The following is a 15,055-nucleotide window of genomic DNA, read 5'->3' on the forward strand; positions in this document are numbered from 1 at the left end:
ACATCGAAATCAGGGACTTCATTTCAGGGAGCGCAACATGCCGAACAACTGGCCCGCCGAGATTGAGCACGTCGTCGTGCTGATGATGGAAAACCGTTCCTTCGATCATTTACTGGGTGATTACAAAAGCATCAATCCTGCGTGCGATGGCATCGACCGCAACGCCCCAAGTACCAACCCGCTGACGCTCGCCAGTGGCAGTTCGATCGTGATCACTCAAACGGCGGAATTGCCGGATTACTTCAGCCTGTGGGCACCGCCCGCGCCTTCGCCACCGGCAACGCCTGCGAAGGACAGCGAAGGTTTCGATCTTGGCCATGAGTTCGTCGATGTAGTGAAGCAACTGGATGTGTCACTCAAGACCAGCCTGAGCGCACCCAAGCTCGATGGCTTTGCGCAGGACGCCTACGACAAGGCCCGCACCGACCTTAAAGTTTACAAAACCTGGTCCCAATCCATGGCTCAGCGGGCGATGAACTACATCCCGTTCGGTGCCACGCCGGCCACCGATCCGCTGCCAGCGATCCAGGGACTGGCGCGTCATTTTACGGTGTGCGACCGTTGGTTTGCGTCGGTGCCGGGCCCGACCTGGCCGAACCGTTTTTTCGCCATGCTTGGCAGTAGCAACGGCCGCGTGCTGATGCCGTCCACGGGCACGGTGCTGGCCGGTATCAAAAGCCTGATTGCGCAATTTGGTGGTGACAGTATTTTTTCGTTGCTGCGGGACAAGGGCCACGATGTACGCATCTACTCCGACGGCGCCATCCCGCTGGCGGCATTGGTCAAGGGTGGTTTGCAGCATCTGGGCATCGACGACTTCAAATCGGATGTCGCCGCTAACAAACTCCCCGAACTGTCCTGGATCGAGCCGAGCTATGGCCTGCTCAACGGCAAGCTCGGGCCCAACGTGTCGCATCATCCACCGGAAGATCTGCGCTTCGGCGATCAGTTTGTCGGTGATGTGTTCAACGCGTTGTCGGCCAACACAGACCTGTGGAACAAGACGTTGTTCGTGCTGCTGTACGACGAGCACGGCGGCTTCCATGACCATGTGGTGCCGCCGACCTGTGTTTCGCCCAACGCAACATCCGATGTCGACTGGCCCAACCCCTTCACCCGACTCGGCATTCGTGTGCCGGCGATCCTCGCATCGCCGTGGCTCAAGCCGGGTTTGATTCCCTGGACGGGCACACTCCAGGCGCAGCATTACGATCACACCAGCCTGCTGGCCTTTCTTTGCGATCATTTCAAATTACCGCGCAGCGCCCTTGGTCCACGGGTGGTGGCGGCCCAGCACTTCGGTAATGCGCCGATCTGGCGTAGCGCCGCGAGCGTGACTGCAGCGCTGCAACTGGCACCCACCGCGGTGCCAAGCCGCGCCGGTCTGCCATTGATCGAGTCTACACTTGCGACCCTCAGCCGGCAGGTGGTGGACAGCGCCACGGGGTACCTCGACGGTCTTGATCCGGAGCAAGTCTGGAAGAACAGCGCCCAAGGCGTCAGCAGTTTTCTCGACAACCGCACCCGGGCACTGCGTGATCCCGGACAAGCCGCCCTCACGTCCGCCGTGCCGAGTGCGAACAACCTGGAGGCGAAGCTGCGTCGCCTGCAGGACCTGATGGTCACCGCATACGGCCAACCCGCCCCGGCTCCAGCCGCTGCGCAGCCCGTCAGCAAAGCCTTTCAGGCAGAGCCGGGGCCGGGTGTTGCGCCCTCGCGACTGCGAGTCCTGTGCCTGCCCGGTGTGGGATTTACCCAGACAGCCAGCGGGCAGGGCGGCACCGACGCGAACTGGCAGGCACAATGGCGTGCGCTGATCCGCAGCCAACTGGCACAGAACGGTCGCGAGATCGATGATCAGGACATCGACTTTCTACCCTTCGATGACCAACTCAAGGAGGGGCCGGATTTCGCCCAGATCACCCGAGGCCTGGCAATGTTGCGGGCAGACGCCAGTGGCAAGGCTGACGAGACCTTCGGCAGTTGGGGCCTGCCGGTCAATCAGATGCTGCGCAGCACCGTCGGCGCCATCGTGCAATGGATCGAAGACGCCGATTTGCGCACCGCACTGACCCAGCATCTGCTGGCGAAGATCGACGCGTTCGACCCGCAGATCATCTTCGCTCAAGGGCTGGGCAGCCTGATCGGTTACGACGCCTTGCGCCGTTCGGTGGCCAAAAAAGGCTCGGCGCTCAAGCGCATCGATGGCCGGGTGTTCGTCAGCTTCGGCTCACCCATCGCGCTGCCGCTGGTGATGCGCGAAGTGTGGGGTGGGCGGGTCATGCGCTTGAGCGATAACGGTCGAGGCATCCGCCGCTGGTTCCACCTCTATAACCCCAACGACGGCTTGCTGACCCGGCCGATCACTTCGCCGGACTCGGCGCGTATCGACCTGCAAACCGAGTTCAGCGTGCCGCTGCGTGATGACCTGCTCGACCTCAATCACGCCGCGCAAGCCTACTTGTCGGCACCCGCCAGCCAGACCAGCCTCTGGCCGCAACTGGCCCGCGACGTGGTGGCGGCGCGCATCCTGGAAGTACCGGCGTTCCTCTCTCGCAGCGGCCAACGTAAACGCCGCGCCCTGGTGGTCGGCATCGACGATTACCCCGACCCGAGCGCACGCCTCGACGGCTGCATCAACGACACCTACCTGATCAGCCGCATGCTCCAGGAAAGTGGCTACGACGCCGGCGACATTCGTTTGCTGCATGACGCCCGAGCCACCCAGGCGAACTTTGTCGAACGCCTGGAATGGCTGGTCGAAGGCGCCCGCGCTGGAGACGAGCGGGTGCTGTTCTATTCCGGCCACGGCACCCAACTGCCGGCCTACAGCAGCAGCGGCGAAGCCGACCGCATGGACGAAACCCTGGTGCTCTACGACTTCGATTGGGATGACGAGAGCACACATTTCACCGACAAACTGTTCCGCCAGTTCTACAGCCATCTGCCCTTTGACCCGAACGGCCACGGCGCCAAACTCACCGTCATGTTCGACTGCTGCTACGCCGGCGGCATGACCCGCGGCACCGGCCGCGTGCGCGGCATCACCCCACCCAGCGACATCCGCCACCGCATGCTGCGCTGGGACCCCTACGCCGGCGACTGGGACCGTCGGGTGTATGCGGCCGACAGCGACGGCCGCGACTTCAGCGCACATACCGCCGACAGCAAATCCAGCGTACTTACCCGCACCCGCAGCACCCAAGGCGCCGCCACCGGCCTGCGCCCCGAGAAAAAAAACCAACTGCTGCGCCAGGGCAAACTCTACGGCCACCACGGCCCCTACATGCCCCTGATGCTCTACGCTGCCCGGGAAAACGAAAAAGCCAGCGAATACCAGGTCGGCGCCAACAGCTACGGCGCCTTCACCTACGCCCTGGTGGAACAACTGCGCAAACTTCACCAAGAAGACGCGAGTCTGGGGTTTGATCAACTGATCGACCGAGTCACCAGCGTCCTGAGTGCCCGGTCGTTGGGGCAGACACCGGAGATCGTTGGGCCGAGCGGGGTGAGGGAAGCGGTTTGTCCGTGGCGGATTAGTGGGTTGGGGAGGTGATTGCGTAGCGGTTGTTGCGGACAGAAAAAAGGGCCGCAGGATATTCCTGCGGCCCTTTCAACACTGAGCTCCCAAACTGGCAACGATCCCCTGTAGGAGCGAGGCTTGCCCGCGATGGCGATCCCCCAGCCAACTACAAAACCCAACATGCGCACAGAGGCCGAGCAACGGACGCCTATTACTCGCGCTTCAACCGCTTCACCTTCTCATAAAGCGACAAGGTGAACTCATCTTTGTCGCTTGAGTGATGGCAGCGCCGATGACAGTTCAGGCGCAACGCGACAGCTCAGAATTGCTTCATCGGCAGTCGGGAGTCTTGAGAAGTCATTTTTGACAGACGGTCAGCTCGACACCTTACCTATCGAAAATCCACGGCTTCGGCTAGCTTAGCCCTCTCTGTGGAGGTGCCATATGACTGAACGGGTACAAGTAAACATGCACGAAGCAAAATCCCAGCTCTCCCAACTTGCTGAGCGTGCATGGCATGGCGACAAGGTTGTGATCGCCAAGGCCGGCAAGCCTTATCTGGATCTGCTGCCCCATGTCGATGCGCCTCGGGTACGCAAGCCTGGGCGGTTGAAGGGGAAAATTCGGATATCTGCGGATTTTGACAAGACGCCCAAGGACATCATCGATGGAATCGAAGGCAGCCTATGAGGCGCTGACAGGATTACTCCGCAGTATGGGGGGCGGGTGGTTTCGGCGCGATTGTGACGGGGGCGGAACACTGAGATTTCCAAACCCGCCGCAGATCCCCTGTGGGAGCGAGCTTGCTCGCGATGGCGTCGGTAAATATGTCGCATAAACAAAATCCGCCACCTGAACTTCAGGTAGCGGATTTCTTCATTTCAGCAAGAAACAATCAAAACCCTCGCAGCACCCGTGACGCCTTCCTCCACCAGGATTGACGTTGATTGAACGGATCATCCACCAGCACGCAAGGCATATCCCGCAACCGAATCCACGGCTCATCCTGCCAGTGCAGCATGCAAAGCGACATCTTCGGCCAGTCCAGCATACTTAAGGTTGGCCGTTCGACTGCTCGCGAAGGTCGCGCATCACGCAACGTAGGCACCACCTGATGCGTCAGCCACTCGCGTAGCAGTCGATAATCCGGGCAATAATGATAAACCAACAGAGCATACACACCTGACTCGCTCAGCATCAGTCGCTCTTCTGCTGCGCCGTGGGCGTACACCAACATCATTTGCCGCTGGTCCGCATCGAGCTTGCGCGACATGCGCTCGTCGAGGTACTTGCCCATCAAACGCCCCAGATCATGAGCACAGAACCAGGCCTGGTTCTCCACAAGGAGGGCATGAAGGTGAATGTTGTGGCGGGTAAAAAGGGTGGGGATGAGTGGTTCAGACATGACGGGCCTCCAGATCTGGAAGCGTCGGGGGGACTGCGTGAATACGGTGGTTCACCTTCATCGTGAAGGTCAGATGCTTAGGCATATCCGTTACCTCTGGCTGCTTTCTTAGGGCATTCGTTATGGGTGTCGGGAGCTAAGAAACCCACCAGAGACGGGCCGGACATATTCCCCTTTCGGGTCTTGTATTCGCCCACTCCCGACATAACGGGGATTTTTTCACAGGCGTCAAAAAACCGCTGGCGAAAAAAAGCCGCATGATTGTCGGGTGCGGAGGACCGCTCTGGTTGAGGCGTTTCTTAGGCGCCGACTAGAGAGCCTAGGGCGTCAATGCAGTACGGTCAACCCTTCAAATTCGGTCATCATTTGTCAGCTGAAATTGAGCGCCAGCATCCAGGATCTCTCTTTCAGGTCACAAGCTCAGGCTCAACAGTGTTAATGAACGCGTGTGCCGCAGTATTGAACGTATTTGAGACTACGTGCTCGAGCTCCTCGGGAGTTAGATATCCCAGATCAATGATCTGGTTCTTCACTCGAAGAATTTTGGTGGCAGAACGCATGACACCCTCCATAGGACCTCGACCGACTTTGGCTGCCGTGTTGAGCCAACCTTCAGCTATTGCGATGGCAAGGGGAGGGTTCCCACCTATCGACGCACGCTCGAAAATCTGAACCATTGCATCCTCGGTCAATTGCTTTAACAGCTCCCAGCGATGCGCGTGGCTCTCGCCTCTGTCCAAAATAGTACCTCGTACCCACAGCCGCTGAAACGCGTTGCGAACACCGCCTGCAAACCGCGCTACGCGTTCGCGATTCTTGTCGGTGAAACGCCATGCGACGATGTCAGGGGCCAATACAGTTGTCATGAACGCCCAGATGTCATCACGTAATGCTTCGCCACTCCGCAACTCCTCCAACTGGCCAAGGTAAATGGCTGCGTCCTGGTCGAATTGCGCTCTAGTTGCTTGGGTATTGGAAATTGGAAAACCCGATTTCTGAGCAATCCTTCTTAGCTCAGCGGTTATGTTGACGGCCACGCTATCAGCTCTGGTTCCACCGCTTGGGGCGCTCGTCTTCAAGGCTGCGTATTCTCTTAAGCGATCGATGCAGTCTCTGGCAGATGGGGCCTCACTTTTCATTTTCTCAAGAATTGTGGCGACACCGTGAGCTTTCAGGCGCGGCAGAAGTGGAACACGCATCATTCACCCTCTCCAAAGTCGGCTGTCGCAAGAATCAACGCCTTGAACTTCCCAGGCGCATAGCTTCGCATTTGTCGGATTTGTTCTAGATTTTGTCCACGAAATGACATCTCCATCCACGCTCTCGCTTGGTAACCGATCGAACCTTCTTCATATCGATCAAGTTCCGCTTCACTCTCTACGTCTAGGGCCGCTTCGATGATCTGTGTCATCACATCAGCGACCATTGCCTGGAGCGTCAGCGCATCACCTTCGACGAACCTTGCGCAAATGCTTTCGATATCGGAATTGACGTACAGCCTTACGTTTCCGCTGAAGTCCGCATCCAATGTTGTGGGGCTCCAATCTACAAGCCAAGGAGCATATTGCTCTGGCCTGGCCTTGAAGCTTTCGGAAAAGCTGGCAAGCTCAACAGGGAACCTGGAATCGCCACCATCTTCGATAAGGATATGTTTGTGATGCTGCCAGAGGCGCGCGCCCCGCTGCTTCGGCGATAACGGACTCCCAGAGTTAACAGGGGCTTCAAGAACGATTCTGAGGCTAAGCTGCAGCTGCCCTGACAGGGTGCGTCCTGGAATTGTCGCCTCGAGCGTAACCTCTGGTTCGTTGATATCTAATACTGCAGTCTTCAGGCGATCTACTCGACGGGGCAAGCTGCCAGAGCCGGTGCCGGCCATGAGCACTACCGCCAGTTTCAGATCAGTAGCATCAATTCCTAATCGATCTGCTGCTTCAGTAAAGTCTATATCGACATGAACATTAACTTGGATGTCTTGTTCATAATCCCAGTTCTCCAGAATATCAGAAGCCGGGGATAAAGGTTCACCGGGGGGGCCGATCATCCAGCCGCTAAAGTTGACCACTTCATTCGGAAAGGTCAGAAATGGGAGGGCTATACGGCTCATTCTATAGCCTCGTTCAGAAAGCGAAGTCGCACTCCTACGGCTGCTTCAAGTGGACTCACGACCGAAATGCTGATGGTGCCACTTTCAGTACCTACCTTGATTGTTGGCCCAGGAGTGGCTTCGTTAATGACATCGAATGACATCCCGATTACCCGGGTTTCAAAGCCAGCCGGCAGATCCTCACCATCAGCTATGGCACCATCTGCAACAAGATGAGATTCAGCCGAGACTTCAAGTGTTGCGTTCATCCCATCGTTCTGCAGGTCCGCTTCAAAAATGGCACAACGCCGATTCTTAGCGTCAATTTCAAGACGGATAAACCGAGCAGGCGATATGAAGAGCTCCTGCTTTACGGATGGTGGTCGTACGACCGGCCTAGGTCTGCCCGGACCTTTTCCCGAAACTGAATCAAGCAGGCGTCCCAAGCGGCTGGCAGTCCCAGCAAGCGAAGGACCACGCTCCTTGCTTTCACTTGCGACTGACATGACTGGTGTCGCGAAGTTACTGGCGGCTTGCTCGATTCGCTTGAGAGCACCACGCACGAATGTTTTCGCGTTACGGTTTGGAAGGTTGTCAGGAATCCAATCGTCATGTGCAGGAGGCTCGGACATGGCAAACGCGGATTCCACTTCGTCCTCATCGGAACATACAAATACTCCGGCCCACTCAAAACGTGCGTCGGCAAAAGGAGTACCCTTGATATACTTCACGACCAGCTCAACAGGTCGCATTAAGGCGATATGGCTGGCCTGCTGAGGTATCCCTGAGTTCTCATCCCGAGCGGAACCCAGACGATCGGCGCAAAGCCCTTTTTTGATGATCAGCTTACCCAGATCCTTTTTAGGACGTTCGCTCCTGATAGTTTGCACATCATCAGAATCATTTCTGTAAGCTTTCATAGCTGAGGCGAACAAATCAAACGGAGGAAAGTCGTCCGGAACCGGCAATGCGACATCGCGCCCCTCGATTTCCACCCGAATGGTTAGCTTCTTGTCCTCAGGCGTTGACGCAGTAAGTCTTGGCCAGAAGTTCCAGAGAATAGTTTCTTGGACATAGTGGTCGATTGACCTCGCCTCTTCTCCCTCCTCGATGTAAGGATCAAGGATCAGGATTGAAGTCCCCGTATTATTAAGATCTCGATCAGGCATCCCAAGCGACGCCGCCAATTCTTCTGCATGGAATCCAGTCAGGGGATCGATGCCACCGTCTCCATCACTGATGCCCCACCAGTGCCTCCCTGTGAATCTCTTGCGCTTGTTATCGGCCGTATTGGCATCGAACGCCGAACCCAAGTGACACCCCATGAACCTACGCACAGGTTTACCTTCGCAAGTCGTCTGGCTATCCACGAGAATCGTCGAACACGCACTCATCGCATATAGAGATGTCTTCCCGTAACCGTAGGTCCCTCCACCGTGATAAGTGTCGCGAGCAACACCCACGTTTCGCAGAAAGTTTACGAAGTCGAGCGCTTCGCCCCCATCTGACGCGACATCCCCCGACGTCGGCCCACACAGACCGGTGGAGCGAAAGTCACAGATTTCCAGCACCTTAAGCCCAGCTGTTCCGATTGAGGTTGCTATCTCATTCCGGGTGTGATCGCCCAAGGGAAGGTCTACCAGCGCAAACTCCCTCAATGCAGTGCACTGTTGGGATGTCAGCGTGCGTAATCGAATCAACAGCGATGGGCCGAACCCCGGCAAAGCAGCATCAATGCTGTTCTGAATGGACTCGCGGAGCATTGTCTGCAGAAGATCTTGAGCAGGACAGCCCAGCAGCCGTCTGAAACCGTCTGCTGCGATATTTCCTGTCTTGGCGAAGGGTTCGCTAAAAAGCTCCAGTCGCTTCATCCAGCAATCCTTTCAAAGGCGATTTTGAATTCATTGGTCGAAAGTTCAAAGGTCTTCGCATGGCTTAGATCGATCTGATACTCCAGAGACGAAACGCCGGCAGGCAAAAACTCTCCAGTGAAACTAGAACCAATGATTCGTGGAAATCCTTCGGAAACTCTGTAGACCTTCATTCCTTCAAGATCAAAAGAGAGGCGATTCCAGTCACCTCCATGAGGATCCGAGCATCCTAGGGCCTCCAATCCCTTTTCGAGCGTTTCTCTGTCAGCCCCCAACATAAGCAGACCGTCAAAGACTGAGCCTACTGAAAGTTGGCCATTTTCGACTCGTTCCAGACGAACATGGGCAAGGTGAAGTGTACCTCCTGCTGGCGCAGCCAGCTGGTCGATGCCATGAATGGATACTCGAGTTGCATCGGATCGACCAGAGGTCTTCACCTCGAGCGCATGGATGCCTCGCCGAAAATCATGGCGGAGTTCAAAAGGTCCAGTCCAAGTTTCCGTAGCAACCTGATTGTGAGTGACAAGACGCCGCATCACTTCAAGTTCGCCTACCAACCCCTGAACCTTGTTTTCCGGGACTTCTTCACGAGTTTTCTCTTTCAAGAGTTCCCGGAAATCGTCGATAGATGCAGTGACGGCCTTGAGCGGTGAAAACCCCTCCTTGATCCGTCGAAGGATTTCCTCCGCCAGCTCAGCAAACACCATATCAAGAGCTCGGTCCAAGCACATGATGTCGATAAACAACGTACCCTTGCTGGATACCGTGTAGCTCGAGGTTGTCACGAGAAGCTTTGAAGTTGACGTCAGCCCACGGGCCGCAATCTGTCCACCGATAGGCACCAGAAGGCGAGGCTGCCCTTGAGCTCCGATCGCGTACCGCGCCGTGCCAAAGCCCGTCGCGATTCCCGAATCAATACTGGGAACCTCAATCACCCCATCACCCGTGCCGGTCGCCTTCAGACGCCTCCAACGCTCGATCGCCCTTTTAGTCATCAACCGCCCCATCCAGCACTTCGGCCAGCAATTCTTCTTCCGACGCAATCTGCTCGGGTACAGGGGCGTCCAGCTCCACCGAGAAATAGTCGCCCGCTTGATCGGGCGCTCCCGGGAAAACAATACCAATACCTATCAGATCACCAACGGCGTCCAGATCCTTGCGAGATGTCGACTGTGCCTCGGATTTACCATCGATCACATACAGCAAAAGGAGCGGGACTTGTGGGCGATCATTCTTGATCTCTGCCCAGCTACCATTACTTTTGACTGTCTCCGGGTCCATGGTGTCGATAAGAATGTCGCTCTTGGACATCAACGCTTTGATGTCGGCATATCCTCTCTCGTTGTCTTTCAACTGAGAGCGGCGAGCAGCATTCACTTGGCCAAGAACGCCCAGTGATTTTTCAGCCTCTCTCACGCCAGTCGGAGTGATGATGCCGACATTCCATTCCTGCAGACTTTCTGCTGCTTGATCGATGTAACCGAGAAGAAGATTCTTCTTCAGATCCATGTGGTGCTCACAGATGTCATAAGCCACTAGAAACCTACGTACCTCTTGGAGTTGTACGTTTCGCGCGAGATGACGCTTGCCACCACCTTGAGTTTGAAATGAGTACTTAGCATCTACATCGTCGACGAACTGAACGGCAGCTTCCCAATTGCGCGTTACCTTGGTAACACTCTGGTGATCAAAGCGAATGGTCTGTACATGTCGGCCCTCGAAGCTGATATTGCTGCGATAGGCATGTCGCATCTTGGATGCAGCAGTAATCGCCATACCTGGAATGGAACGAACCCGAACGGCGAACTCCTTGGGAGTGACGCCATGCTTGCGGTAGTTGCTGATGTCTTCGCGGATCTCTTCTTCAATACGCGCCAGTGCACGGAAGTTGGACGCGAGTTCAGCGGTCGTCCAGAGGCGAGGCAGATCCTCGTACCCCTTTCTATAACCGAACCAACGGCCCATCTGAAGCAGAGTGTCATACTGCATGGAAGTGCGTAGGAAGAATGAAACGGACAGACCTTCAAGCGTCAGTCCGCGAGCCAGTACTGTCCCCCCCACCACGATGTAAGTCTTTGGTTCTTGGGTGTAATCCAACCTTTCAAAGCTTTCACCGTTCTCGATAGCGAACTCCAGAGCATCCAGGGTGTTCTTGAGATGAGGACGCAGGTCGGCCAGCGAATAAATACGGTCGTACTCCAACGGAACCTGGGCAGTCTCCTCCTCCAACACCCGCCTCATCTTGTTTTGGAGTTCACCAGAATCACCGGTCAATTCAGCCAAGTTTCCTTCGATCCATTGCTCGATGAGCTTCGCCATCCGCTTGTGCTGAATGATGTAAGGGGAGGTATGAACCAGCATGGTCATGTGCTGGTCCTGTTGGCCGCGCGCCCGTCGGATTGCACAACTGAGCAGGAACCAGAGCACTGCATGCTCCAGTTCCTCAGCCATCTGCGGGTGGAACGAATCCTTTTCGCTGGTGCGGACTGGTCGCAACAGATTGAGCTTTTCATCCGGCACATGGCGAATCATGTTTCTGCCAGCTTCTTCGGGAGACTCCGGACCATCAGGATTAGCTGGCGCGTATCCAAAGACCTCACGGGCACCAAAGTAGCCATCAGTGCGAGGCAAAGTAGTAATGAAATCTTCCGGATACAGGTCGTCCAGATCATTCTGATTCAGCGGGTACGGATCGATGAATACGTTGGCAAATGGTGTCGCCGTGTAACCCACATAAGATACCGCGGGAAGCGCTCTTATGATCTTGCGGATCTCGGCATTGATCCTCGTCATGTCGTAATCGTTGTTCGACGAGTTAACCGATGCCTGATCGCACTCATCGTCAATCAGAAGTACCTTGAGCTGCCGAAGAATGGCCAAGGGCGTTTTTGGTTTGCCCTTGTCATCAATAATCGTCTTGCGGAAGGTCTCGAGCCGTGAGGTGATTTTCTTCATCACGACTAGCTGCGCTCGTCCGGGAACTGGCATCGTGAACGAGCCATTCGCAGGATACGTGTAGTCCCCGTCATCCTGCTCGGTGGTGTACAACTGCCAGAAATGGCGGTGGCGATTTACTATGTCGTGCTCGATACGTCGCTGGGTCTGCGCACGCAACTTGTTGGTCACACCGCCCAGCAGTACGATCAGGTTGTATCCGGCGTCCACAGCCTTGGCGATCACGGCGGTCATGTTCGCTGTCTTGCCGGACTGGACATAACCCACTACGAGACCACGATGGCGAAAACCTTCGTTATTTGGATTTGCAAGCAGCGAGACAACTTCTGACGAGCTCTCATCGATAGACGCGATGGTGCTTTTATCCCAGCCCTTGCTGTTCGTGAGATAGCCCTTCAGAGCTGGCCAATGAACATCCTTCGAGCCAGCCCCCTTGTACCAAGGGTCCCTTTTCTTGATCAACGAGCTGCGACGCAAAATCTCGACATCTTCCAACGACGCGACTACCTGCTCGAGCGCTACTGCAAGATTCTGGTCCATCTCAGAGGTAAACGAGAATCCGATGCTGGTGAGATCCCTCTTCAAGGCTTCTGCAGCCTGCTCTGGAGAGTCGTGTGTAGGAAGTTTCTCGCGGATCTGACGGGCGAAGGTTTCAACCTGCGGGTTTGTCATCGAAACAATCCTTACTTGCTGTCCATAGGTATCGGCACGGTTCGCTGAACTTGGCTTTCCATCCAACTTCCAGACTGCCTGCAATGTGTAACATCACTTTGCCATTTTCTGCCCTGTTGGCCCAGCCTATTTTGCGCAGGACAGCGGATTGGATTACTTCAGATAAAGGCGGGCAAAGCAGGCGACGAACGATCGGGCATTGACCATTCACAAGCCATCAGATACCCACCACAGGAAGTTCGGGCCAGGAGACGTATTTTTGATTACAATCCGGCACGGCTTCCAGAAGCCAGTACATTTCTGCTTCAGGCCCGCGAATGCCGCACTCCCAAAGCTCGAAGACACGCCACCCCTGTTGGAGCAGCTCGGTTTTGTTCCTGAGGTCTCGCTCCACGTTCTGGTCGAATTTCAATCGCCAGAATTCTTCGCGAGTCCGAGGGGTTGTGGCATACCTGCAGCCAGGGTGCCTGTGCCAGAAGCAGCCATGAATGAAAATGCAGACGTTGTAGCGAGGAAGCACTACGTCTGGCCGACCTGGAAGCTTCCGAGGATGCAGTCGATACCTGAAGCCATGCCGATGCAGCAGCTTCCGGACCTTCATCTCGGGAGATGTATTGCTGCCGCGAATAGCGGCCATCATGCGAGACCTGACTTCTTTGCTGACTATGTCCATGACCGAGCCCCAGATGAATTTGCCGTTAGGCCGAGATAAAGCTATCGAATGCAACACTGAGCTTTCGAAGCCAATCCAGATCGTCGATCTCTTTGCCGGCCCTGGAGGGCTTGGCGAGGGGTTTGCGTCATCGGGTGACGGAACCCGTTTCGAGATCGTGGTCTCAGCTGAAATGGACCCGGTTGCTCGGGAAACGCTAAAGCTGAGAGCGTTCTTCAGACTTCTCAAGCTGAAAAATCCTGATCGGCTTTGCGATTACTACGATTTCTGCAACGGCTATAGTCAAGAACCTTTCAGTGATAAGAGCAAAGCCGAGTGGTTGGAGGCTGAAAAAGAGGCTAGGTGTATCACCTTGGGATCAGAGAAGGGCGACGAAGAGCTCGACAAAATTCTCGACAAACGACTGGAAGATCGACCTTGGGTGCTTATTGGGGGGCCTCCTTGCCAAGCCTATTCTGTAGTAGGTCGGGCACGAAATAAGGCGAAGGTCGATTACAGCGCCGAAAATGATCATCGTCATTTCCTCTACAAGGAGTATCTACGAATCATCAAGGAAAGGAGGCCTGCTGTTTTTGTGATGGAAAACGTGAAGGGCATCCTGTCCTCTAAGGTTGCCGGTGAGAGTATCTTTGCGCAGATTTTGCAGGACCTTACTGACCCTAACAAGGCGCTCGGCGATCCCGAGCCCGGCACAAAATATCGCATCTGCTCCCTCGTAACTGGCCAGTCCTTCGGCCCTGGTGACGATTTGGAGAAGGTGGATCCTCGCGGCTTCATCATTAAAGCGGAGGAACACGGCATTCCTCAAGCCAGGCATCGGGTAATTCTCTTGGGTATCGCCCAAGACGATCAGGGAAATATTCCTGACTACGGAAGCATCCTCGAGATCACTAGACGAGTCAGCACAAAGCAGGTTCTCGGTGATCTTCCAGAACTTCGTAGTCGATTGACGAAACAGCGTGATGACAGCGAAGCTTGGTACAAGGAAGTTGCCAATCAGCTCGATGAGCTCAGATCGGAAGTCGACGGCAGAGTAGAGCCGAAACTCGATTCCGCGATGAAGATTGCACGTGAAGCTCTTCTCTCAGCCTCTCTTGATGTTGGCGCGCTTCGAGTGCCTCGCCGGAAGGGGGACGGAAGAACCTACGATGAAAATCTGGACCGATGGTATCGCGATGACAACTTAGAGCACTGGCTGAATCACGATGCGCGCGGGCACATGTCTTCTGACCTGCGCAGATACATGTTTGCTAGTGTCTATGCTCGGGCCTACAAGACGTCTCCGAAAGGACATCAACAATTTAGTCTGTCCGGGCTGGCACCAGCTCATAAGAACTGGGAAACTGGAAAGTTCAGTGATCGCTTCAGAGTGCAGCTTGAGGAGCTTCCGGCAACGACCATCACTAGCCATATATCAAAGGACGGTCATTACTTCATCCACTACGACCCCAAGCAATGTCGAAGCTTGACTGTCAGAGAGGCTGCTCGACTTCAGACTTTCCCTGATAATTATTTCTTTCAGGGGAATAGGACCCAGCAGTTTCATCAGGTTGGAAATGCTGTGCCCCCGTTGCTTGCTAACAAAATAGCCTCGGTTGTCTATGCAGTAGCATGTAAGAAGATCCAAGAGAAGGAGCGAGCTTATCTGCCTGATGATCAGATTTTTTCAGCAGTCTTGTCAGTGAATGTTTAAAATGGTGTAAGAATTACATTCACTCGGTCACATCTATAGCAAAAGTGCTGAGCAGTCGACGCCGTCCTTGAGGATAACAGCACTCTGCGGGTTTGCGCATCGCTTCGAGAGCTGCCAGTAGATTTACCATTTGTAGCTCATTGCATTTCTCCTACGGTGGATCTTTAACCCTTTTGATAG

General features: G+C 55.3%; 10 protein-coding genes and 1 pseudogene. 3 read left to right on the top strand and 8 right to left on the bottom strand.

The annotated features are described in order from the left end of the window. Nucleotides 1-37: 37 nt before the first annotated feature. Nucleotides 38-3,556, top strand: coding sequence for an alkaline phosphatase family protein (locus tag AC07O1_RS27350; protein ID WP_495090803.1), 3,519 nt, complete (start codon nucleotides 38-40; stop codon nucleotides 3,554-3,556). A 178-nt stretch (nucleotides 3,557-3,734) separates the two neighbouring features. On the opposite strand, the pseudogene AC07O1_RS27355 reads toward AC07O1_RS27350, so the two are convergent. After that, nucleotides 3,735-3,842, bottom strand: a pseudogene (locus tag AC07O1_RS27355) (HNH endonuclease); the annotation flags it as partial. Between the two features lie 125 nt (nucleotides 3,843-3,967). Between AC07O1_RS27355 and AC07O1_RS27360 the strand changes: the two are divergent. Then, the gene (locus tag AC07O1_RS27360; RefSeq protein WP_495090804.1) at nucleotides 3,968-4,213 is read left to right on the top strand and encodes a type II toxin-antitoxin system Phd/YefM family antitoxin; all 246 of its coding nucleotides are present in this window, start codon (nucleotides 3,968-3,970) and stop codon (nucleotides 4,211-4,213) included. A gap of 205 nt (nucleotides 4,214-4,418) precedes the next feature. Here the strand turns inward: AC07O1_RS27360 and AC07O1_RS27365 are convergent, their stop codons facing one another. From AC07O1_RS27365 to AC07O1_RS27395, 7 genes are all read right to left on the bottom strand, one after another. Beyond that, nucleotides 4,419-4,928 (bottom strand): BRO-N domain-containing protein, encoded by a 510-nt coding sequence (locus AC07O1_RS27365; RefSeq protein WP_495090805.1) that lies wholly within the window; start codon nucleotides 4,926-4,928, stop codon nucleotides 4,419-4,421. Nucleotides 4,929-5,335: 407 nt separating this feature from the next. After that, a complete protein-coding gene (locus AC07O1_RS27370; protein ID WP_495090806.1) occupies nucleotides 5,336-6,130 on the bottom strand; it encodes a DUF6339 family protein in 795 nt (264 codons plus the stop codon). Continuing rightward, a complete protein-coding gene (locus AC07O1_RS27375) occupies nucleotides 6,127-7,032 on the bottom strand; it encodes a hypothetical protein (protein ID WP_495090807.1) in 906 nt (301 codons plus the stop codon). The genes AC07O1_RS27370 and AC07O1_RS27375 overlap by 4 nt, the downstream gene beginning before the upstream one ends. Then, entirely contained in the window at nucleotides 7,029-8,882 is a 1,854-nt protein-coding gene (locus tag AC07O1_RS27380; RefSeq protein WP_495090808.1) for a hypothetical protein, read from the bottom strand. Before AC07O1_RS27380 ends, AC07O1_RS27375 begins: the two co-directional genes overlap by 4 nt. After that, a complete protein-coding gene (locus AC07O1_RS27385) occupies nucleotides 8,879-9,877 on the bottom strand; it encodes a PD-(D/E)XK motif protein (RefSeq protein WP_495090809.1) in 999 nt (332 codons plus the stop codon). The genes AC07O1_RS27380 and AC07O1_RS27385 overlap by 4 nt, the downstream gene beginning before the upstream one ends. Next, nucleotides 9,870-12,509, bottom strand: a complete 2,640-nt coding sequence (locus AC07O1_RS27390; protein ID WP_495090810.1) for a Z1 domain-containing protein — start codon at nucleotides 12,507-12,509, stop codon at nucleotides 9,870-9,872. The genes AC07O1_RS27385 and AC07O1_RS27390 overlap by 8 nt, the downstream gene beginning before the upstream one ends. A 217-nt stretch (nucleotides 12,510-12,726) precedes the next feature. Next, nucleotides 12,727-13,182, bottom strand: a complete 456-nt coding sequence (locus AC07O1_RS27395) for a very short patch repair endonuclease (RefSeq protein WP_495090811.1) — start codon at nucleotides 13,180-13,182, stop codon at nucleotides 12,727-12,729. On the opposite strand from AC07O1_RS27395, the gene AC07O1_RS27400 reads away from it, so the two are divergent. Next, a complete protein-coding gene (locus AC07O1_RS27400; protein ID WP_495090812.1) occupies nucleotides 13,181-14,875 on the top strand; it encodes a DNA cytosine methyltransferase in 1,695 nt (564 codons plus the stop codon). The genes AC07O1_RS27395 and AC07O1_RS27400 overlap by 2 nt on opposite strands. Nucleotides 14,876-15,055 lie beyond the last annotated feature (180 nt).

Source organism: Pseudomonas sp. GW821-FHT07G10 (genome assembly GCF_059418545.1).